This is a genomic window from Alcanivorax sp., assembly GCF_014762765.1.
GTDB lineage: Bacteria > Pseudomonadota > Gammaproteobacteria > Pseudomonadales > Alcanivoracaceae > Alcanivorax.
In genome coordinates, this window is the sequence record NZ_JABURH010000066.1 from 1 (window position 1) to 19,116 (window position 19,116).

The window sequence follows — 19,116 nt, forward strand, 5'->3', positions numbered from 1 at the left end:
GAGCGAACCCTGCTCGACCTGCTGGCCACCCGCCGCCAGGACGTGGTGACCAACAGACGCCTAGTTATACTCGGTACCCATAACCCGGGTCAGAATTGGATGGAAACCCTGGGTCAGTTTTGGATGGCAATCAACATGGGGGGCATGCTCAGTGCTTTGGTATTGACATTGTTGGTATTGCCGGCGGTTTATTTGCTTTGGAAGCAGGGCAAGGTAGATGAATAGCTGGACGAAGAACTTACAAGGCCATTACAGCAATGTAATGAACGAGTCACCTTACCGTCAGGTACCCAGCCCTAGGATAGGCCGGATGTTTTCCTATGATCGGCACTTTGCTTTTTTTCATACGTAAGCTGGCGGACAGACAATTGATCGGTACCGACCGAGACAAATACAGCCAGATTCAGGGTGATTGAAATATTGAAAATCAAAAGTGGAAGACTGTTAAAAATTGCTTGACCTGTGTCTTGGACACAGGTGTAAGGTGACAAAAAGCCGGACAAATTCTTTGGATTTTCTCTCGGGTTTAGAACTGATGATTGACTCATATTAAGGCAAGGAACAGATCTTCGGGGTTAATCTGAATCCTGCGATAGTCAGACTGAGCTGCGAGGAGGGCTGTGTGAAAGTTATCGAAATGGCCAGGCGTTTAGGGGTTACGGCCGATACCGTGCGGTTTTATACCCGGATCAAGATTCTGAAACCGGGTAAGAACAAAGCCAATGGATATCGGGAATACAGCGAAAAGGATTACAACCGCTTGCGATTCGTGCTGAGTGCACGGCAACTGGGCTTTTCCGTTGAGGATATTCAGGAAATTTTGAACCACGCGGATAAGAAGAAATCGCCTTGCCCGACGGTGCGCAGCTTGATTGACCAACGCCTGAATGAAACTGAACAACGGTTCGCGGAGACTCTGCAACTGCGGGAACGCATGCAGCAGGCCGTGGTTGAGTGGAGCCAAAAGCCAGATAAGGTGCCGACTGGCCATATGATCTGTCACCTGATTGAAGAGTTTGCCCAGTAAATCAACATAGAGAATTTGCCATGAATACACAGAAATTCGAGAGCCCTACTCATCACCGGGGCGGCTGCTGTTGCGCCAGCAAGTCATCCACTGCAGCTAACACTCGGAGCAGTGTTGACTCAGATAGCGATATCCCGCTGCAGCGGCTACAGGTGCAGGGCGCAACGTGCGGTGGTTGTGTAAGAAGCATTGAGCAAACGCTACGCTCTGTTTCCGGCGTAAGCGATGCGTGTATGGATCTGGCGACGGGTGTCGCTTCGGTCGTTGGCATGGTCGAGTCTAACGCTCTGATAGAGGCGTTGGATCGAGCGGGTTTTCCTTCGACCCAAATCAATTAGTTTATGGCTGATGGTTGGAGTAATTAGCAGTTGGTAAGCCTAAGCATGTTACAGGCGTGAAATCTGGTTTGTTAGCTGCTTAATAAATTGAAAAGAGATTACCCCTTCCGTAAAAAATGGTCTGAAAATTGGAGAAATACATGGATCACCCGACAACTTCTCCTTCGTCGAAATCAGTCAACAGCCCGAAGAGCAAGTCCGTTCAACTGATAGTGCCTGGCATGGGGAGTAACCACTGCGCTGGTCTGATCACCACTTCGGTTGAGCGGCTGCCGGGTATCATCAACCTCACCACTAATATCGCCAATCACCGTGTCGAGGTTGAATTCGACGCCAACCTGACCAGCGACAACCAGATCCGAGGCGCCATTGAAAAAGCTGGCTACGACGTGGCCAGCACGACATCTGCAACACCGGAGACCGGAGGTGAGGCCAGTCTCACTGTCCCCGGCATGGGCAGCGATCATTGTGCCGGACTGGTCTCCAGCTCCATCAAGCGTCTCGCCGGCATCACTGACATTTCCACCAACATTGCCAATCACAAGGTGACGGTTCGTTTTGATGTGGCAACGGTGGATGCGGAAAGAATCAAAGTCGCCATTGAGAAGGCGGGATACGAAGTGGCAGGCGTCAGCGAAAACCGGGCGCAAGCGGACACGGAAGCGGATGAAGCCGTCGAGGAACGCTACCTCGACCAGGCATGGAAACGCCTGTGGTTCGCTGCCATACCCACGACCCTGATCATGGTCCTGATGATGATCCACATGTTCTGGATCCCGGTGCCAGGCTATCTGATTCTGGTTGCGCTGCTCGCCTTTCCCGTTGTGTTCCTTCAAGGTGGTTGGGCTACTCACCGCTCGTCCTGGCGTTCCCTCACCAACCGTACCGCGAACATGGACGTGCTGATTTCCATGGGCAGCCTGCCCCCGTATTTAATCGGCCTTGTGGGTTTCGTCTACCCGATGACTTCCTTTATCGAGATGGCAGCCACCATCATGACCTTCCATATGCTCGGCCGCTATCTGGAAACCCGGGCCAAGGGGCGGGCCTCACAGGCGATTAAAAAGCTGCTCAAGCTGGGCGCCAAATCCGCCTCGGTGTTGCGGGACGGGCAGGAAATTGACGTACCGGTGGCTGAGCTCCGGGTGGGAGACATCATGGTGGTCCGGCCCGGCGCCAAGGTGCCCACCGACGGCGAAATCGTCGAGGGCAATAGTCATCTTGATGAGTCCATCGCTACAGGCGAATCTGTCCCAGTCGAAAAAGGACCAGGAGACACAGTTATTGGTGCCACGATCAATAAAGAGGGAATGCTGCAGGTACGTGCCACCAGGGTTGGTGCCGACACCTTCCTTTCCCAGGTGATTCGGCTGGTGGAGCAGGCCCAGGGATCCAAGGTACCCATCCAGGAATTCGCGGACAAGGTGACCGCGAAGTTTGTCCCGGCAGTCATCCTGATTAGCTTGGCGAGCTTGGCTGCATGGCTGCTGTTTCCGGATACGCTACGCCCCATTCTTTACTGGGGTGCCGGATTTCTACCATGGGTAAACCCGGAACTGTCGCCATTGATGGCGGGCATTCTGTCTGCCGTGGCTGTACTGGTTATCGCCTGTCCCTGTGCCCTGGGGCTCGCTACCCCTACCGCCATCATGGTGGGTTCGGGACTGGGCGCAGAATCCGGGGTGCTGATCCGCTCCGGCGAAGCCATTCAGTCCCTCAAGGACATCAAGGCCGTGGTCCTCGACAAGACCGGTACCATCACCAAAGGCGAACCCGCGCTCACCGACGTGATTGCCACCGCTGGCTTCAACGAGTCTGATGTGCTCCGATTCGCGGCGTCGGTGGAAGCCGGCTCCGAGCACCCCTTGGGACAGGCCATCGTGACCGGCGCCCGGGACAAGGGCCTGGATGTTCCCACCGTCGCCGACTTCCGCGCCATTACCGCCCGCGGGGTGGAAGGCCGCGTCGACGACCAACTCATTCGCGTCGGCAGCCGCCGGCTCCTCAATGAAGCGGACATCGAGCTGGGCGACCTCGAAGAGGCGATGGTTCGGCTGGAAAATGAGGGCAAGACCGCCATGCTGGTGGCCGCCGGCGATCGTGCCGCCGGCATTGTCGCTGTGGCCGACACCATCAAGGAAGATTCGAAAGCCGCCATTGCCGCGCTTCATGCGTTAGGCATTCACACCGTAATGATCACCGGCGACAACGAACGCACTGCCCGCCACGTGGCGAATCAGGTAGGGATAGACGAGGTACTGGCGGGCGTACTGCCGGAAGGCAAGGTGGACGCCATCCGAAAGTTGCAGGAAAAGTACGGTCAGCAGGTGGCCATGGTGGGCGACGGCATCAACGACGCCCCGGCACTGAAGCAGGCCAATGTGGGCATTGCCATCGGCGCCGGCGCGGACGTCGCCATCGAGGCGGCGGATGTCACCCTTGTGAAAGGCGAGCTGTCCAAGGTGGTGGAAGCCATTCGCCTGTCCCGCGCCACTTTCCGCAAGATTGTCGAAAACCTGTTCTGGGCCTGGTTCTACAACGTGGCGGCCATCCCCATTGCCGCGGTGGGTTTGCTCCATCCCATGATCGGGGTGATCGCTATGACCACCAGCTCTCTGTCAGTGATCGGCAACTCTTTGCGTCTCAAGCGGGTAAAACTGAATGTGGATAAGTAATCTGACAACCGATAAACAGTGTCGCCCAATAGGCGGAACATTTCAATTTTATTAGTGAGGTGTGACATGGCAACCCAAAAATCATCATTCTGGTTGACCCCAAAAGGCCTCGCCGCCCTGGGTTTAATTGCAGCAGCAAGCTATTTCCTCTTGATCGAGCACCGGCAACACGTCTGGCAGTTTTTGCCTTTCTTGATTCTCTTAGCCTGTCCGTTTATGCATCTGTTTATGCACGGGGGGCATGGTGGACATGGCCAGCACGAGGATGAATCCGACAAGGCTGCCTATCAGCGTGGGCTGGAAGATGGTCGCAAAGAAAATGAGTATCATCACTAACAGAATATTAACAGGTGAAAAGCTATGCACGGTGAATCTGCTTACGGCCTCTGGACGCTGGTGATACTCAATTCGGCGATATTTATCTTCTTTGCCTTCAGCTTTACCAAGCCGCAAACCAAAACCGATTGGCGAAGCTTTGGCGCTTTCTCGGCGTTTGTTATTGCCCTATTTACTGAGATGTATGGCTTTCCATTAACCATTTATTTTCTCTCCGGCTGGTTGGCGGAAAAATATCCTGGCATTGATTTTCTGTCCCACGAAAACGGCCACCTGTTGCACACGTTGCTTGGTTTTGAAGGTAATCCACATTGGGATCCGCTGCATATCGCCAGTAATGTTCTGATCGTTTTGGGCTTCTTTTTGCTGGCCTCGGCGTGGGGTGTACTGCACAAGGCGCAGCAGACCCGGTCGCTGGCGACCACAGGCTGGTATGCCCGCTGTCGTCATCCGCAATACATTGCTTTTATTCTGATTATGTTCGGCTTCCTGTTGCAGTGGCCAACCATTCCAACGCTCGTGATGTTCCCGATACTGGTAGTGGTCTACGTGCGACTCGCTAAGCGAGAGGAGCGGATGGCGCTGGAAGAATTTGGCGAAATATATCGCCATTATATGGAATCTACGCCAGCGTGGATTCCGAAATTTAAAATCAATGAACCTGAAACTGTCTGAGGATAAAACAATGAAAAATTTAATGTCAGCACTCGCTATTTCCGCATTATTGGCATCTCCAGTCTTCGCCGAAGGTGAGCATCAACATGACGGTGACCCGAACACACAGGGTAAGCAAGGCAGCATGATGATGAGCCATGAGCGAATGATGCCAATGATGCAAGAACACAAAAAATCCATGGAGCGCCTGATGGGTCAGCTGAAAAAGGAAGCAGACCAAGGCAAACGGGATGAACTCATCGAAGCACATATGAAAGAGATGCAGCAATGCATGATGACGCTAAATCAGGGTGAAGGCGACATGGCATCCAGCTCTACCGAAGAGCGCATGAAAATGATGGAAGAGCGTATGGGGATGATGCAGATGATGATGGGGCAGATGATGGACAACATGGTCGAAGCTCGCAAGAGTCGTCCTAAACACATTAAGAAATAAGCAAAGCGGACTATTGATCGTTAGTAATCGATAATTTGGAGAAAGTGGTGGCAGAGCATCGATTAGGAATCAATCCAGGTTTTCTAGCGAAGCACACCTTAAGTTTACGTGGGGTGAATGAAAGCAACGCGCATGCTATCACAGTGGAGTTGGATGGACTTCCTTGTGTTGACCGTGTTTGGCTGAACATGACGAAAGGTACTCTCAAAATCGCCTATGACGCCTCTCACCACAATATCGATGAAATGATCGCCATTGTCGAAAAACATGGCGCGGTAATTAAAGACAATTGGTGGAGTCGCACCAAGCTGGGTTGGCAACGGCAGACAGATAAAAATATCAAGGATAACGCCAAGCATGAAGCGCATTGTTGCAACAAGATGCCGCCTCAGTAGAGGAAATCGAAATGGGCAAAAAAGAACATCGGCTAGGCGTATCAGAAATCAATCTTGTGGTGCGCCATTTGAAACTGGCACCTGTCGATCAGAACAACCTGCAAGCGATGGTTGCTGAGGTCGATCAGCTTTACGGACTCGACGCCATTTCCTTTGACGAAAAAAGTCATGTTCTGAATCTTGCTTATGACGCCACCAGGATTCGTCTGGATGGTATCGAAGATGTGTTGAAAAAGCATGGCGTCGAAGTAAGTCATGATTGGTGGACGCACTTTAAGGAAGGCTATTACAAATGTATCGATGGGAATGTTAAAGACAACGCCAACCACGAACCTTGGAGCTGTCATCAAATTCCCTTGGTCGCTGGCCGCAAGCGCTAGTGTATACCTCCATGGTTTATGTCGATAAACAGAGAATTGCATTTTTAAGCATCCTGCATACCTTGCACCGAAAGCCCAGACAGGGGGCTTAACTTTTATTTAAAGGAGTCCTGAATGGATGAAAAAGACGCTCGTTCGACACAGTACGACGAAGGTAGCCTCACTCTATCAGGTACGGTAATGCTCGGTACTGGGGTGATGATCGGGGCGGGAATATTCGCGCTAACCGGTCAAATGGCAGAGATGACTGGTGCATTATTCCCACTGGCATTTCTCGCGGCCGCTATCATCGTTGGTTTCAGCGCTTACTCCTACATCAAAATGTCCAATGCCTACCCATCAGCAGGGGGGATTGGCATGTATTTGCATAAGGCCTATGGCGACCGGTTGCCCACTGCATTTAATGCGCTACTAATGTATTTTTCGATGGTCATCGCTCAGAGCTTTCTTGCGCGCACGTTCGGTTCCTACACCATGCAATTGTTTGGCGGTGACCCATCAGGACAAATGACGCCTATACTCGGCGTCTCCCTAATTCTGGCGGCGTTCATTGTGAACCTGCTGGGTAATCGGCTGATTCAAGGGGTTGCAGGGTTTATCGGTCTACTGAAAATTGGCGGGATCCTGATTTTTGGCCTCGTAGGCATCTGGTTAGCTGATAGCCTGGCAGTGGACTTTGACCATGTAAGCGAGACCGGTTCAGCTAGTAATTTCCTCGGTGCCACAGCGCTGGGGATTCTGGCATTCAAAGGCTTTACCACGATTACCAATAGTGGTTCCGAGGTGATCGATCCACACCGCAATGTTGGTCGCGCGATTGTTATTTCGATTGCTGCTTGTGTCGTCATCTATACATTGGTTGGTTTTTCGGTGGCCAGTAACCTCTCACTCAGTGAGATTATCGAGACCCGTGATTATTCCCTGGCTGCAGCCGCTCGACCCGCACTCGGTGAGTATGGCGTGTGGTTCACTGTTGCGATTGCCATGCTTGCGACGGCGGGTGGGATTCTTGCCAGTGTTTTTGCGGTCTCCAGGATGCTCGCGATGCTAACAGAGATGAAGTTGGTGCCTCACCGACACTTCGGTATGCCTGGCAGCATTCAGAAACATACATTGGTATACACCGTGGTACTCGGTCTTGTGCTCACAGCGTTTTTTGATCTTTCCCGTATAGCAGCACTTGGCATCGTTTTCTATCTAGTGATGGATATCGCCATTCATTGGGGTGTTCTGCGCTACTTGTTGGACGATGTTAAAGCTAAAAGCTGGGTTCCCGTCACTGCGATTATATTAGATTTGCTTGCACTAAGCGGGTTTGTTTGGGTGAAGTTGAATTCAGACCCATTTGTGTTGGGTGTGGCCGTTGTCACAATGATGCTAATCGCTATCGGCGAGCAACTATTTCTGGGATCTAAAAAACGAAAGCAGGTTGTGCACCTGAGTCAGGATAATGAACATCACCATTAAAAATGGTGGTGGAGAAAGCCTGCTGGCCACTGAAAGAAAGGCAATGGCTAAATTTTGTTGTTCAAGAAATGCTAATGGATCAAATTAACACACTTAAGGTGATCGACATGGGCATCGACACCCACCAGGAACCGGTGGTGTATATGCGCAGTGATTGTCACATCTGCCGCTCTGAAGGTTTCACTGCCAACAGCCGTGTCATGCTGCGGTACGGGGAAAACAGCGTTATCGCCACGCTGAATGTGGTGGACGAACAGGTACTGAGTTCCGGGAGTGCAGGGTTGTCTAAAAGTGCCATGCAGCGCTTGGACGTCGATGATGGCGCCGCGGTTAGTGTCGACCACGCACCGGTAGTGACATCACTTGCCGCCGTGCGCAAAAAAATCTTTGGACACAAACTCAGTGATCAAGAGATTACCGCTATTGTCGAGGACATCGGCGACCACCGCTATTCGGATATCGAAATCGCCAGCTTCCTCAGTGTGTGCGCGGGTAGCCGTTTAGACGTAGATGAAATCATCAGTCTCACCCAGGCCATGGTGGCCTGTGGTAAGCGGCTGAACTGGCCAGACGAAGCCATGGTTCTTGATAAACACTGCATCGGTGGGCTGCCGGGCAACCGCACCACACCGCTCGTGGTGTCCATTGTCAGCGCTGCGGGACTCACCATCCCTAAAACCTCCTCGCGGGCGATCACCTCTCCCGCCGGTACTGCGGATACTATGGAGGCACTGACTACCGTCAATCTGGAGCTCAATGAGATTCAACGTGTAGTGGCTGAGACCCATGCCTGTCTTGTTTGGGGTGGCGCTGTCAACCTGAGTCCGGCCGACGATTTGTTGATTCGCATTGAACGGGCCCTGGATTTGGATGGTGAAGGGCAGTTGATCGCCTCGGTTTTATCAAAAAAAATCGCTGCCGGTTCCACTCATGCGGTGATAGATATTCCCGTCGGCCCCACCGCTAAAGTGCGTTCCCAGAACGACGCCGATCGCCTTTCCTCACTCTTTACCCAGGTGGGAGCCGCCTGTGGTATTCAAATTCGCTGCCTTATTACGGATGGTAGTCAGCCGGTTGGGCGTGGTATCGGCCCGGTAGAAGAAGCGCGGGATGTGCTGGCAGTATTGCAGCGCGAGCACAGTGCACCACAGGATCTTCGGGAGCGTGCCTTGTTTCTGGCTGCACATCTGTTTTCACTTGCTTATCAAGAGCGTTATGAACAAGGGCTGGAAAGAGCGATCGCGATTTTGGATGAAGGTAAAGCCTGGCAGCAGTTCCAGCGCATTTTGGCCGCGCAGGGTGGGATGAAAGCCCTGCCTGACGCCAGCTACCAACATACCGAAGCGGCCACAGCAGCGGGCACACTTACCGCTATCGACAATCGTCAACTCGCGCGTCTGGCGAAGCTGGCAGGCGCTCCGGCGACAGCGGCTGCGGGGTTGCGTCTACATGCTCGAGTCGGCGACAAGGTCACCGTCGGACAACCTTTATTTACGCTCTGTTCCGATACGATCGGAGAGCAACAGTATGCGATGGCGTTTTATCGCCAATCGACAATTTTTACGGTCGAGAAGGAACGATGAGCGAGGCGATGGCTGTGAAAGATAAATCTCCAGTGGTGTTTTCCCTGAACAATCATCCGTTGGCTGAGTCACTCAGTAACGCGATTGGTGGTCAACCTGGCGAGTTTAACGCTCGGCAGTTTCCTGATGGGGAGTCCTATCTGCGTATTCAATCTGATGTAGAAAATCGCGCCTGTATTGTGGTGGCTGATCTGTCACACCCAAACATCAAATATCTGCCGTTGTTGTTTTTATTGGAAACACTGCGGGAGCTGGGAGCGTCGCAAGTGGGGTTAGTGGCGCCTTACCTCAGTTATATGCGTCAGGATCGCCGTTTTGTCGATGGGGAAGCGGTTACTTCACGTATTTTTGCCAAGTGCCTTTCTCAACATGCTGATTGGCTGGTTACGGTCGATCCACATTTGCATCGCTATCATTCTCTGGATGAAATCTATTCCATACCCAGTCGTGTTGTGCAAGGGGCTCCGGCATTGGCGCACTGGCTCAAAACGCAAAGCAACCTACTGTTGGTAGGGCCCGACAGCGAAAGCGAGCAATGGGTTGATGAGATTGCTGCCTTTAGTCAACATCCTTTTGTGATTGGAGAAAAGCAGCGCTTCGGGGATCGCCAAGTCGAAGTGATGCTGCCCGACATCAACGAATTCAGGGATAGAACGGCAGTGATTATCGACGACGTTATTTCCAGCGGGCAAACAATCCTGGAATGCGTTAAAACACTTCGGTCCAAAGGTATCGACAACATTCAGTGCGTGGCGGTGCACGGCATATTTGCCGATCACTCCGATAAAACCTTACTGGCCTCAGGCCTGAGCCAACTGGTCACATCCAATACCATCCCCCATCCTTCCAACGCTATTGATATTACGTCGCAACTGATTGCGCCCGTTATAAGCATGCTTAAATTGCCAGGAAAATCATTATGAAAATTACCTTTGTCGGCGGCACCGAGACCGTTACCGGCTCAAAATTTCTGCTGGAAACTGAAACGACAACCGTATTAGTCGATTGCGGTTTGTTCCAGGGCTACAAGTGGCTGCGGGAACGCAACTGGCAAACCTTGCCCCTGGACATCGACAAACTGGATGCGGTGCTGCTCACTCACGCACATCTGGATCACTCCGGTTATATCCCGGTGCTATACAAGCGCGGCTTTCGCGGCCCGGTGTTTACCCATCACGCCACTAAGGCCCTGTGTCAGATTTTATTAGCCGACAGCGGCCATATCCAGGAGGAAGACGCTAAGTATTACAGCAAACATAAATTGGGCAAGCACGCGCACCCTGAGCCGCTTTACGACCGTCAAACGGCGGAAGCCAGCATGAGGCTATTTCAGTCTGTGGAGTTTGATGAACAGATCGAGGTCGGGGATATCCGTTTTTATTTACAGCCTGCCGGTCATATTCTCGGCGCCGCCAGCATTATCGTTGAAGCGGAAGGGAAACGAATCGGCTTTTCTGGTGATGTCGGTCGCTTCGATGATGTGCTGATGACCCCCCCTCGACCATTGCCGGAGCTGGATCTGCTGTTGATGGAGTCCACCTACGGCAACCGCCGGCACGACACCCAAGATCCGTTTCAGCAGTTGGCGGAAATTGTTAACCGTGTCGCCAAAAGCGGCGGCGTGCTGCTAGTCCCGGCCTTTGCGGTAGGGCGGGCGCAGGCCTTGCAACATCTGTTGGCGACCCTGATGGATCAGGGCGATATCCCCAAAATGCCCATCTATCTCGACAGCCCCATGGCGATCAAAGTATCGGATATTTTCTGCCAGTTCAGTGATCAGCACCGGTTGAGTCACGAGCAATGCTACCGCCTATGCGATGGCGTGACCTATACCCGCACGGTGGACGAATCGAAGGCGATTGCCGGACAGGCTTTCCCCCATATTGTTATCGCTGGCAGCGGCATGGCTACCGGGGGTCGTATTCTCCACCACTTCAAACGCCTGTTAGGCAGTTCTAAAACCACGGTACTGTTTACCGGTTATCAGGCGGGCGGCACTCGCGGCGCCAAAATGCTGGAGGGTGTTGATGCGGTGAAAATCCACGGAGGCTGGGTACCGTTGAGAGCCACTGTCAAAGTCATCTCCGGTTTGTCGGGGCACGCAGACTACCTCGAACTGACCCAGTGGTTACAGCAGTCAGCGCTGACCGATACTACTCGAATTCAACTGATTCACGGTGACCCGGAAGCCCTTGAAGGCCTTCGGGTGCACTTGCAGGAGCACACCACGTTTGCGGTGAATGTGGCGGGTTATCGCGATATTTTGCGCCTGTAATCGAAGAGATAATCCACAGCGGAGAAAAAGTTATGCAAATTGAAACCTTAAAAGATGTGCTGCACTGGACCCGGGAATTTCACCAACACCTCAGCCAGTGTTTATCCCACTGTGCGGACAAGAATATGGATGAACGGGCCCGGATGATCCTTGCGTATCTGTCCGATCATGAGAAGGCACTGACCAAGGTAGTCAGCGGGTTTGAAACCTCAGGCGACGAGCATGCACTGAATACCTGGTGTTACGAATATGTGGCAAAGCACCCCATCGTTCGGCATGCGCATTGCGACGCGCCCTTTGCCGAGCTGGATGCCACGCAAATCATGGAGGTGATAGTCGATCAACACCAGCAGGTGATTGAACTGTATCGCTATCTCGCCTCCAGGGCGGATATCCCCTCTGCCAAAGAGTTGATGGAATCACTCCGGTCGCTGGAAGAGCACGAAATGATGCGTATGGCGCAGTCTGCCAACCGGTTCGGGGATTTGTAGAGACACTAATTTCTCACAGATACACCACCATAAACGGAGGAATAATCATGACACTTAATGCGTTCAAATTCGGGATGGCCAGCGCGATTACCGCGGCGATACTGTGGCTGGCTTGCAGTCTGCTGGTGATGTTAATGCCTTCCATGATGTTGTCCATGTCCGGAGAAATGGTGCATATGCAACTGAATGAGATGGGTTGGCACTTGACTCTCACTGGTGTCGTTATCGGGCTGGTGGCCTGGTTCGTGGTAGCGGGTATCGCCGGGTGGTTGCTGGCGGCCATTTATAACCGCTTGCAGTCATCCGACTGATTATCCAGCTGATGAGCAGTTTGCCGCGCTATGACAAACCGGTTCTGCTGGTGTTGAATCCGGGTAGTTCATCCATCAAGTGGAGCACGCATAACGTCTCGGCGCTTGAATATGCGGGTGCAACGGTGCCTGTTGCTATTGGGCAAGCAGGTGTCGGCCAATCAGCTGCGCAGACTTATCCTGGCGCGCCCCCTTGGCTGACCGATGTGCTGACAAATCATGATGTTCGCGCGGTGATTATCAGAGTCGTACACGGGGGCTCTGAATATCTTAAACCTCTCCCCATCAACGACGATAACTTTCGGCAACTGCAAACCCTGATACCACTGGCGCCACTGCACAATAAGGCGGCCATTGAACTGATTGAGCAGCTTCGGAATACCCGATTTTCCATTCCCGTTTTTGCGGTTTTCGATAGTGAGTTTTTCAGCGACCTGCCGGTGCTGTCACAGATTTATGGACTATCCGTCGCACTCACTGAGAAATATCGATTACGCCGTTACGGGTTTCACGGTTTTGCTCATGAGTCCATGGTCAAACACTGGGAGGCAGTGAAGCCCAAGGCCGAACACTACACCCTGGTGACTGCGCAACTGGGAAGCGGCTGTTCCATGGCCGCCATCCGCGACGGCAAACCAGTCGATACCACCATGGGCTTTACGCCCAATGAGGGGTTGTTGATGCGCACGCGCAGCGGAGATATCGATCCCGGTTTGCTGACCTGGTTGCAGTGGCAGGAGGGTTGGACGCCCGAGGATACCGACAGGGTTCTCAATTGCGAATCCGGCTGGCGGGGTCTGTCCGGCGGAATCGATAACATGGCGGATTTGTTTGCGAGTGAACAGCAGGAACACCAACTGGCGTTTGATTTTTTCCGTTATCGATTCCAGAAAACACTGGGCGCGTATTTCGCCATTCTGGGCGGGCTGGACGGTGTCGTTCTTAGCGGCGGTATTGCGGAAAACAACATCGATATTTGCCGTCGTTTGTTGTCCGGTCTTTCCCACTTAGGCATCGCGTTAAAAGATCCCCTGGCTCGCTCCCCTTTACCACTACTTTTATCGTCACCGGCATCGCCGGTGCAGTGTTGGGTAGTGGTCTCCGATGAGGCAGCGGCCATGTTGCGATCCGTACAACACCACTTGTCTTTTGAGAATGAATTTCAGTCGTTGGCTGATTGAGGAATTTCTATGTATGCCATAGATCAACAAAACGATCATCGGACACAACAGCGGGCAAAGTTATATCGCGATACATATCCTGCCTTTGCGCGCTGGTCGGAAGGTTATGGCGTGATCCAACACCGGGATGAAACACAGGTGAGAGTGTTCGATCTTTGCCAGCAACTGCTGTGTACAGGACGGTTTAGACAGATCGATGAAGTGTTGGAGATACTATCTGCCGCTGACCGCCTGGCGACTGCGGCCATGTGGTTGGTGGTGCATATGACCTACACCAACAAAGTGAATTTCAACGGCAGCGCACTCGATGCAGACGACTTTAAATCCAACCCACAGGGGCATACCGGCGGTTCCCTGAATATGGTGCCTGCCTATGCGGGCTATATGGTTGCCAATCGCCTGGCCGGTATCACCCGCAGCTGGTTGATGGGACAGGGGCACTGTGTGGCCGCCATCGATGCGGTCAATGTGCTGTTGCAAAATCTTTATCCGGAACAGGCCGAACGCTATCCGTTGAGTGAGCAGGGTTTGACGCAGTTGGCGCGGGATTTTTACAGCTATGCCATGGCGGATGATGGTCGTCCTGGTGTTCCATTGGGTAGTCACGTAAACCCGCAGACCGCTGGCGGATTGATTGAAGGCGGCTATCTGGGTTTTGCCGAACTGCAATATGTGCATATGCCGCTGCCCGGGGAACGGCTAGTGGCATTTCTAAGTGACGGTGCTTTTGAAGAACAGCGCGGTAGCGACTGGGCCAGCCGCTGGTGGCGCGCCGAGGATTGCGGGCTGGTGACACCGGTGATGATTGCCAATGGCAGGCGAATTGACCAGCGCTCCACCATGTACCAGCAAGGCGGTTTGTCCTGGTTCTACGAGCACCTGGAACAGAATGATTTTCACCCCATCGCCATCGACGGGCGTGATCCGGCGGCGTTTATCTGGGGAATTTTTGAATCCGAAGCGCGGCTCGAAGCCTGCAGTGCGCACATCCGTGAAGGCCATATGCACTATCCGGTGAAACTGCCATATCTGATTGCTGAAACGGAAAAAGGCTACGGATTCTACGGCGCCGGTACCAATGCTGCTCATGGCACACCGCTACCGGGTAACCCCGGTAGCGATGAACGCTCCCGCAACCTATTTAACGAACACGCGGCCAAATTATTTCTTCCACGAAGTGAGTTGGAACTGGCTATCTCACAAATTGCGCAGCATGAGGCGGATAATCGAGTGCCGGAAAAACACCATGCCCTGTGTATGCGCAACGTCAGGCTTCAATCTCCCACAGAGCCACAATGGCATACCGAGGGTGACCCGACATCCCCGATGGCAGCGGTGGACACACGCTTTTGTGAATGGCACCTCGCTAATCCCGATAGGCGGGTGCGGATCGGCAACCCGGATGAGCTGCGCAGTAATCGCATGGGCAAGACGCTTGATCTGCTTAAGCACCGGGTGCTGAAGCCGGAACAGGGTGTGGCCGAATCCATTCACGGCTCGGTGATTACCGCACTCAATGAAGAGGCGGTCGTAAATGCGGCGCTGGGAAACAAAGGCGGTCTGAACCTGGTGGTGAGCTATGAAGCCTTCGCCATGAAAATGATCGGTGCGCTGCGCCAGGAAATCATTTTTGCGCGCCATCAAAAAGCGCTGGGGCGCCCGCCGGGCTGGCTGTCGGTGCCGGTGATTGCCACCTCGCACTTATGGGAGAACGGCAAGAATGAACAATCCCATCAGGATTCCGCCTTTGGCGAGGTGTTGCTGGGGGAAATGAGCGATATGACGAGAGTTGTGTATCCCGCCGATGCCAATAGTGCGGTCGCCTGCCTCGATGCCTGTTACCAGACCCAGGGTCAAATCTGGGGGATGACGATTCCCAAAAATGACGTTGTTACAGCATTCACACCCAAGCAGGCAGCCCAGTTGGCAGAACAGGGCGCATTGACTTTGGATAAGACTGACGGTGCACCGGTACAACTTGTCGCGGTAGGTGCCTATCAATTAGGCGTTTGTCAGGAAGTAAAACGCACTTTATCTAAACAAGGTATTCAATGCCACATAACGTACCTGTTAGAACCGGGTCGCTTCCGGCAGCCGCGAGATCCCTATGAGAAGACTTATGTCTGCGATGTGGCTACCCGCATAAACCTGTTTCCCGATGACATTCGTTTGCGCATTTTTGTATCGCACCTGCGACCGGAAATATTGCTCGGTGTCTGCCGCCCTTTGGATCTTGGCGTTGATCGATGTATCGCTTTTGGTTACCGCAATCAAGGCGGTACCTTGGATACGCCAGGTTTATTACGGGCGAATCAGTCTGATGCGCAGTCCATTGCCACAGTGGTTATGCAGAAAATAGGCAGAGGAGAGGCATGAAATGACTGAAGTGAATGAACCTCGGCGCCGGTTTCTGATAGGAGCCACCTCCTTTGTTGCAGGTGCGGGTGTGGTCGGAGTCGCCACGCCCTTTGTTCAATCCTGGAATCCCAGTGCCAAGGCCAAATCTGTCGGAGCTCCGGTACAGGTGGATATCAGCAAAATTGACCCAGGTGCCATGATTACCGTGGCGTGGCAGGGAAAACCTGTGTGGGTCGTTCGGCGCACTGCCGAAAATTTAAAAAAACCTGGCTCTGGAAGAGCATAGCGGCGAATTAAGAGATCCCGATTCCGACGTTAATCAACAACCGGATTACGCCAGGAATGCCGTTCGCAGTATCCGGGACGATATCTTTGTGGCGGTGGGTATTTGTACCCATTTGGGGTGTGTCCCCAACACGCAGGCATTCCGAAAATCCTCAAGCGCAGCTTGCAGATCGTCTGCGCTGCTTAACTGGATGAGTTGCCGCGTGCCGTCAATCTCAATAATGGAAATGTTTTGTGCCATCGTCTGGGGGAGCAGGGTTTTACAGGCATTGTGGGTCGGATCGGCATAGAGGCACAACACCCTGGCAGTTTGTAACTGATGGATTGTACCCGCAGGGATCAATAGACTCGCCCCGGTATAACTCGCATGGCCAACGCGCACCTCAACCGGGTTGCCCAGACCCACAACAATCTGATGCGCCCAATGTTTGTGGGGCTTGTTATCGCCAGCTTCACCCCGAAAGGCGATGAGCCCCGGCACCATGGCCACCTCACCTCGCCACGATTGGGCCTGGCGTGTTTTGCTGGACACGCTCATGCTCAGGCGCTTCGCTCTTCCGGGACGGGCAGAAACAGGGTGAAGCTGGTGGCGTGCCGGTCGGAGCTTGCCTCGACACGACCACCATGGGCCTCAACAATGGAACGAACGATGGCCAATCCGAGTCCGGCACCCTCACTCTGGCGCGATCTGGAAGGATCGGCGCGGTAAAAGCGATCAAACACGCTTGGCAGGTGCTGTGCAGGAATTTCGGAGTCGGGGTTGATCACACTCAGCGATACTGAGTCATTCTCCGCTTTACTCAATCGAACCTTTATCCATTTGCCCGCTGGGGTGTGCCGAATGGCGTTCGACAGCAGGTTGGAGATGGCCCTGCGTAGCATGGCGCGATCACCCATTACCCCCGGTGCCTGACCCTCCAAAGACAGGGTGATATGTTTTTCCTCCGCCAGCGCCCCGAAGAAGTCGAACAGCTCCCTGACCTCGGTGGCCAGATCCAGCGTTACCTGCACCGGTTTGAGCAGGCCGTGGTCGCTCTTGGCCAGCCAGAGCATGTCGTTAACCATCTTGGCCAGGCGTTCTTGCTCTTCCAGATTGGAGTACAGGAGCTCACGATATTCGTCCAGTGTTCTGGCCCTGCCCAACGCCACTTGAGTCTGGGTGATGAGATTGGTCAGCGGGGTTCGTAGTTCGTGGGCAATATCCGCCGAGAAATGCGACAGCCGCGTGAAGCTGTCTTCCAGTCGCTCAATCATCTGATTAAAGGCGGAGGCCAGGTCCCGTAGCTCCAGGGGCATGCTGCGAAAATCAAGTCGCATATTCAATCGGTCGGCCTGAATACTGCGCATCTCGTCCGAGAGACCGCGTAAAGGCGCGTGTCCCTGGTGTACCCCAAACCACGCCGCTAGCAAAGTCACACCGCCAGTAAGCAACATGATAATCCAGAGACTGCGGCGAAACCCTTGCAGAAAATGCAGGTGGAAGTCCATGCCGATCGCCGTGGCAATGCGATATTCCCGGCTGTCGCTTACAAACCGTGTGACGACACCCCGATAGGCATTTCCGTCAAAGTGCCAAGTAGCCAGGTTATCGGCATGGATCCGCTTAACGGGGGAAAAAGCTACTATAGCCTGCGCGAAGTCAGCCCCCGGTGTAGCGAACACCAACTGGCCACGGCCATTCCACACCTGAAAATAAACACCGTGGTGTCCCGACACCGCCTGCGACAACGCCACCGGTAACCGGAGCGGATCATCCACCCTTTGCAGGGTCTGCGCTACCGCCTGGTTGATCACGACCAACTCGTCCGCGTCCTGCTCGGCGAAATGGCGCTCGACGGCACCGAGCACCAGATTGCCGATCAATACCAGGCTGATGCCGATGGCCAACGCGACAAAGACCATGACCCTGGCGGTTAGCGAAAGCGGACGCCGCTCAGTCGCCATCATCTTCAGCTTCCACATCGAGCTTGTAACCCATGCCACGCACCGTGTGGATCAGCCTGGGCTCGAAGTCGTCGTCGATTTTGGCGCGCAATCGACGGATGGCCACGTCGATCACGTTGGTGTCGGAATCAAAATTCATGTCCCAGACCTGCGAGGCGATCAGCGAACGCGGCAACACCTCACCCTGACGGCGCACCAGCAGTTCCAGCAGGCAGAATTCCTTGTGGCTGAGATTGATTTTTCGGCCGGCGCGCGTGACCCGGTGCCCAGGCAGATCTAGGACAAGATCGGCCACCCTGAGCTGATCCGACAGGGGTGATGCCGAGCCTCGGCGCAACAGGGTGCGCACCCGTGCCAGCAACTCGGCAAAGGCGAAGGGTTTTACCAGATAATCATCGGCGCCCAGCTCCAATCCCTTGACACGGTCATCCACGCTGTCACGAGCACTAAGAAACAACACCGGCGTCTGACGTCCCGCTTCACGCAGCGACTGCACAATGCGCCAGCCATCCACGTCGGGCAGCATGACATCCAGCACGATCAAGTCGAAGGACTCGGTCATCGCCAGATGGTGGCCATCGAGACCATTGCGCACCAGACTAACCTGAAATCCAGCTTCAGCCAGTCCTTGGCGCAAATAGTCGCCTGTTTTGATTTCGTCCTCGACCACGAGTAGTCGCATCTATGTCTCGCCCTCCACATTTTGTTTCAACCTAACGGGTTATTCCCCACAGCAAGATTACACACAGATTACATTAATGTAATTTTTGGGTCATCTGGCTGACAGGGGGGGCCAGTTAACTTGATTACACTAGGCATTACTTATGTTGATGCAGTCGGCATTCCGGTCGCTATTGCCGGCCTGTCAGATCGGGCGTGACTCGAAAACGACAGTATCATCAACAAGCACTTCGCCACGGTTGATGTGATCGAGGGCAAGGTTATGAAAAACGATATCG

21 protein-coding genes are annotated in these 19,116 nt (G+C 53.6%); 18 read left to right on the plus strand and 3 right to left on the minus strand.

Annotation, left to right across the window (positions count from 1 at the left end):
• The 18 genes from HUJ17_RS02460 to HUJ17_RS02540 all read left to right on the plus strand — a co-directional run.
• The coding region (locus HUJ17_RS02460; protein ID WP_290509207.1) for a hypothetical protein at positions 1-225 on the plus strand (225 nt) is incomplete at its 5' end.
• 397 nt (positions 226-622) lie between these two features.
• A complete protein-coding gene (locus HUJ17_RS02465; RefSeq protein ID WP_102792495.1) occupies positions 623-1,027 on the plus strand; it encodes a MerR family DNA-binding protein in 405 nt (134 codons plus the stop codon).
• 20 nt (positions 1,028-1,047) lie between these two features.
• A complete protein-coding gene (locus tag HUJ17_RS16870; protein ID WP_102792496.1) occupies positions 1,048-1,365 on the plus strand; it encodes a heavy metal-associated domain-containing protein in 318 nt (105 codons plus the stop codon).
• Positions 1,366-1,505: 140 nt separating this feature from the next.
• Positions 1,506-4,040: a heavy metal translocating P-type ATPase gene (locus tag HUJ17_RS02470; protein WP_102792497.1), complete on the plus strand. Its 2,535-nt coding sequence runs from the start codon at positions 1,506-1,508 to the stop codon at positions 4,038-4,040.
• A gap of 66 nt (positions 4,041-4,106) precedes the next feature.
• Positions 4,107-4,376: a DUF2933 domain-containing protein gene (locus tag HUJ17_RS02475; protein ID WP_102792498.1), complete on the plus strand. Its 270-nt coding sequence runs from the start codon at positions 4,107-4,109 to the stop codon at positions 4,374-4,376.
• A 24-nt stretch (positions 4,377-4,400) separates the two neighbouring features.
• A complete protein-coding gene (locus tag HUJ17_RS02480) occupies positions 4,401-5,051 on the plus strand; it encodes an isoprenylcysteine carboxylmethyltransferase family protein (protein WP_068812488.1) in 651 nt (216 codons plus the stop codon).
• A gap of 10 nt (positions 5,052-5,061) precedes the next feature.
• On the plus strand, positions 5,062-5,487 hold the full coding sequence (locus tag HUJ17_RS02485; protein ID WP_068812742.1) for a hypothetical protein: 426 nt from the start codon (positions 5,062-5,064) through the stop codon (positions 5,485-5,487).
• A gap of 47 nt (positions 5,488-5,534) precedes the next feature.
• Positions 5,535-5,882, plus strand: coding sequence for a hypothetical protein (locus HUJ17_RS02490; protein WP_290509208.1), 348 nt, complete (start codon positions 5,535-5,537; stop codon positions 5,880-5,882).
• An 11-nt stretch (positions 5,883-5,893) separates the two neighbouring features.
• Positions 5,894-6,262, plus strand: a complete 369-nt coding sequence (locus HUJ17_RS02495; RefSeq protein ID WP_102792500.1) for a hypothetical protein — start codon at positions 5,894-5,896, stop codon at positions 6,260-6,262.
• 114 nt (positions 6,263-6,376) lie between these two features.
• On the plus strand, positions 6,377-7,729 hold the full coding sequence (locus HUJ17_RS02500; protein ID WP_102792501.1) for an APC family permease: 1,353 nt from the start codon (positions 6,377-6,379) through the stop codon (positions 7,727-7,729).
• Positions 7,730-7,803: 74 nt separating this feature from the next.
• Positions 7,804-9,312: a thymidine phosphorylase family protein gene (locus tag HUJ17_RS02505; protein WP_051230004.1), complete on the plus strand. Its 1,509-nt coding sequence runs from the start codon at positions 7,804-7,806 to the stop codon at positions 9,310-9,312.
• A 14-nt stretch (positions 9,313-9,326) separates the two neighbouring features.
• A complete protein-coding gene (locus HUJ17_RS02510; protein WP_290509209.1) occupies positions 9,327-10,235 on the plus strand; it encodes a ribose-phosphate diphosphokinase in 909 nt (302 codons plus the stop codon).
• Positions 10,232-11,587, plus strand: a complete 1,356-nt coding sequence (locus HUJ17_RS02515) for an MBL fold metallo-hydrolase (RefSeq protein ID WP_035230287.1) — start codon at positions 10,232-10,234, stop codon at positions 11,585-11,587. The genes HUJ17_RS02510 and HUJ17_RS02515 overlap by 4 nt, the downstream gene beginning before the upstream one ends.
• A gap of 32 nt (positions 11,588-11,619) precedes the next feature.
• The gene (locus tag HUJ17_RS02520) at positions 11,620-12,078 is read left to right on the plus strand and encodes a hypothetical protein (RefSeq protein ID WP_035230286.1); all 459 of its coding nucleotides are present in this window, start codon (positions 11,620-11,622) and stop codon (positions 12,076-12,078) included.
• Positions 12,079-12,125: 47 nt separating this feature from the next.
• Positions 12,126-12,389 carry a DUF5676 family membrane protein gene (locus HUJ17_RS02525; RefSeq protein WP_052041364.1) on the plus strand — a complete coding sequence of 88 codons (264 nt, stop codon included), beginning with the start codon at positions 12,126-12,128 and terminating at the stop codon, positions 12,387-12,389.
• A gap of 11 nt (positions 12,390-12,400) precedes the next feature.
• Positions 12,401-13,570: a hypothetical protein gene (locus HUJ17_RS02530; RefSeq protein ID WP_102792502.1), complete on the plus strand. Its 1,170-nt coding sequence runs from the start codon at positions 12,401-12,403 to the stop codon at positions 13,568-13,570.
• A gap of 9 nt (positions 13,571-13,579) precedes the next feature.
• Positions 13,580-15,946, plus strand: a complete 2,367-nt coding sequence (locus HUJ17_RS02535; RefSeq protein ID WP_035230285.1) for a xylulose 5-phosphate 3-epimerase — start codon at positions 13,580-13,582, stop codon at positions 15,944-15,946.
• Between the two features lies 1 nt (position 15,947).
• Positions 15,948-16,214 carry a ubiquinol-cytochrome c reductase iron-sulfur subunit N-terminal domain-containing protein gene (locus HUJ17_RS02540; RefSeq protein WP_062817562.1) on the plus strand — a complete coding sequence of 89 codons (267 nt, stop codon included), beginning with the start codon at positions 15,948-15,950 and terminating at the stop codon, positions 16,212-16,214.
• Positions 16,215-16,259: 45 nt separating this feature from the next.
• Here HUJ17_RS02540 and HUJ17_RS02545 read toward each other — a convergent pair whose 3' ends face one another.
• Genes HUJ17_RS02545 through HUJ17_RS02555 form a run of 3 tightly spaced genes read right to left on the minus strand, consistent with a single transcriptional unit; the run spans position 16,260 to position 18,839 of the window.
• Complete coding sequence (locus HUJ17_RS02545) at positions 16,260-16,751, minus strand: hypothetical protein (protein WP_062817563.1); 492 nt, start codon at positions 16,749-16,751, stop codon at positions 16,260-16,262.
• 2 nt (positions 16,752-16,753) lie between these two features.
• Positions 16,754-18,175: a heavy metal sensor histidine kinase gene (locus tag HUJ17_RS02550; protein ID WP_366470989.1), complete on the minus strand. Its 1,422-nt coding sequence runs from the start codon at positions 18,173-18,175 to the stop codon at positions 16,754-16,756.
• Positions 18,147-18,839: a heavy metal response regulator transcription factor gene (locus HUJ17_RS02555; protein WP_102792504.1), complete on the minus strand. Its 693-nt coding sequence runs from the start codon at positions 18,837-18,839 to the stop codon at positions 18,147-18,149. Before HUJ17_RS02555 ends, HUJ17_RS02550 begins: the two co-directional genes overlap by 29 nt.
• Positions 18,840-19,116: the final 277 nt, after the last annotated feature.

Excerpts from the sequence above, each read along its gene's own strand:
- HUJ17_RS16870 (WP_102792496.1), top strand. The coding sequence starts at position 1,048 with ATGAATACACAGAAATTCGAGAGCCCTACTCATCACCGGGGCGGCTGC.
- HUJ17_RS02470 (WP_102792497.1), top strand. The coding sequence starts at position 1,506 with ATGGATCACCCGACAACTTCTCCTTCGTCGAAATCAGTCAACAGCCCG.
- HUJ17_RS02475 (WP_102792498.1), top strand. The coding sequence starts at position 4,107 with ATGGCAACCCAAAAATCATCATTCTGGTTGACCCCAAAAGGCCTCGCC.
- HUJ17_RS02480 (WP_068812488.1), top strand. The coding sequence starts at position 4,401 with ATGCACGGTGAATCTGCTTACGGCCTCTGGACGCTGGTGATACTCAAT.
- HUJ17_RS02485 (WP_068812742.1), top strand. The coding sequence starts at position 5,062 with ATGAAAAATTTAATGTCAGCACTCGCTATTTCCGCATTATTGGCATCT.
- HUJ17_RS02495 (WP_102792500.1), top strand. The coding sequence starts at position 5,894 with ATGGGCAAAAAAGAACATCGGCTAGGCGTATCAGAAATCAATCTTGTG.
- HUJ17_RS02500 (WP_102792501.1), top strand. The coding sequence starts at position 6,377 with ATGGATGAAAAAGACGCTCGTTCGACACAGTACGACGAAGGTAGCCTC.
- HUJ17_RS02505 (WP_051230004.1), top strand. The coding sequence starts at position 7,804 with ATGGATCAAATTAACACACTTAAGGTGATCGACATGGGCATCGACACC.
- HUJ17_RS02515 (WP_035230287.1), top strand. The coding sequence starts at position 10,232 with ATGAAAATTACCTTTGTCGGCGGCACCGAGACCGTTACCGGCTCAAAA.
- HUJ17_RS02520 (WP_035230286.1), top strand. The coding sequence starts at position 11,620 with ATGCAAATTGAAACCTTAAAAGATGTGCTGCACTGGACCCGGGAATTT.
- HUJ17_RS02525 (WP_052041364.1), top strand. The coding sequence starts at position 12,126 with ATGACACTTAATGCGTTCAAATTCGGGATGGCCAGCGCGATTACCGCG.
- HUJ17_RS02530 (WP_102792502.1), top strand. The coding sequence starts at position 12,401 with ATGAGCAGTTTGCCGCGCTATGACAAACCGGTTCTGCTGGTGTTGAAT.
- HUJ17_RS02535 (WP_035230285.1), top strand. The coding sequence starts at position 13,580 with ATGTATGCCATAGATCAACAAAACGATCATCGGACACAACAGCGGGCA.
- HUJ17_RS02540 (WP_062817562.1), top strand. The coding sequence starts at position 15,948 with ATGACTGAAGTGAATGAACCTCGGCGCCGGTTTCTGATAGGAGCCACC.
- HUJ17_RS02545 (WP_062817563.1), bottom strand. The coding sequence starts at position 16,751 with ATGAGCGTGTCCAGCAAAACACGCCAGGCCCAATCGTGGCGAGGTGAG.
- HUJ17_RS02550 (WP_366470989.1), bottom strand. The coding sequence starts at position 18,175 with ATGTGGAAGCTGAAGATGATGGCGACTGAGCGGCGTCCGCTTTCGCTA.
- HUJ17_RS02555 (WP_102792504.1), bottom strand. The coding sequence starts at position 18,839 with ATGCGACTACTCGTGGTCGAGGACGAAATCAAAACAGGCGACTATTTG.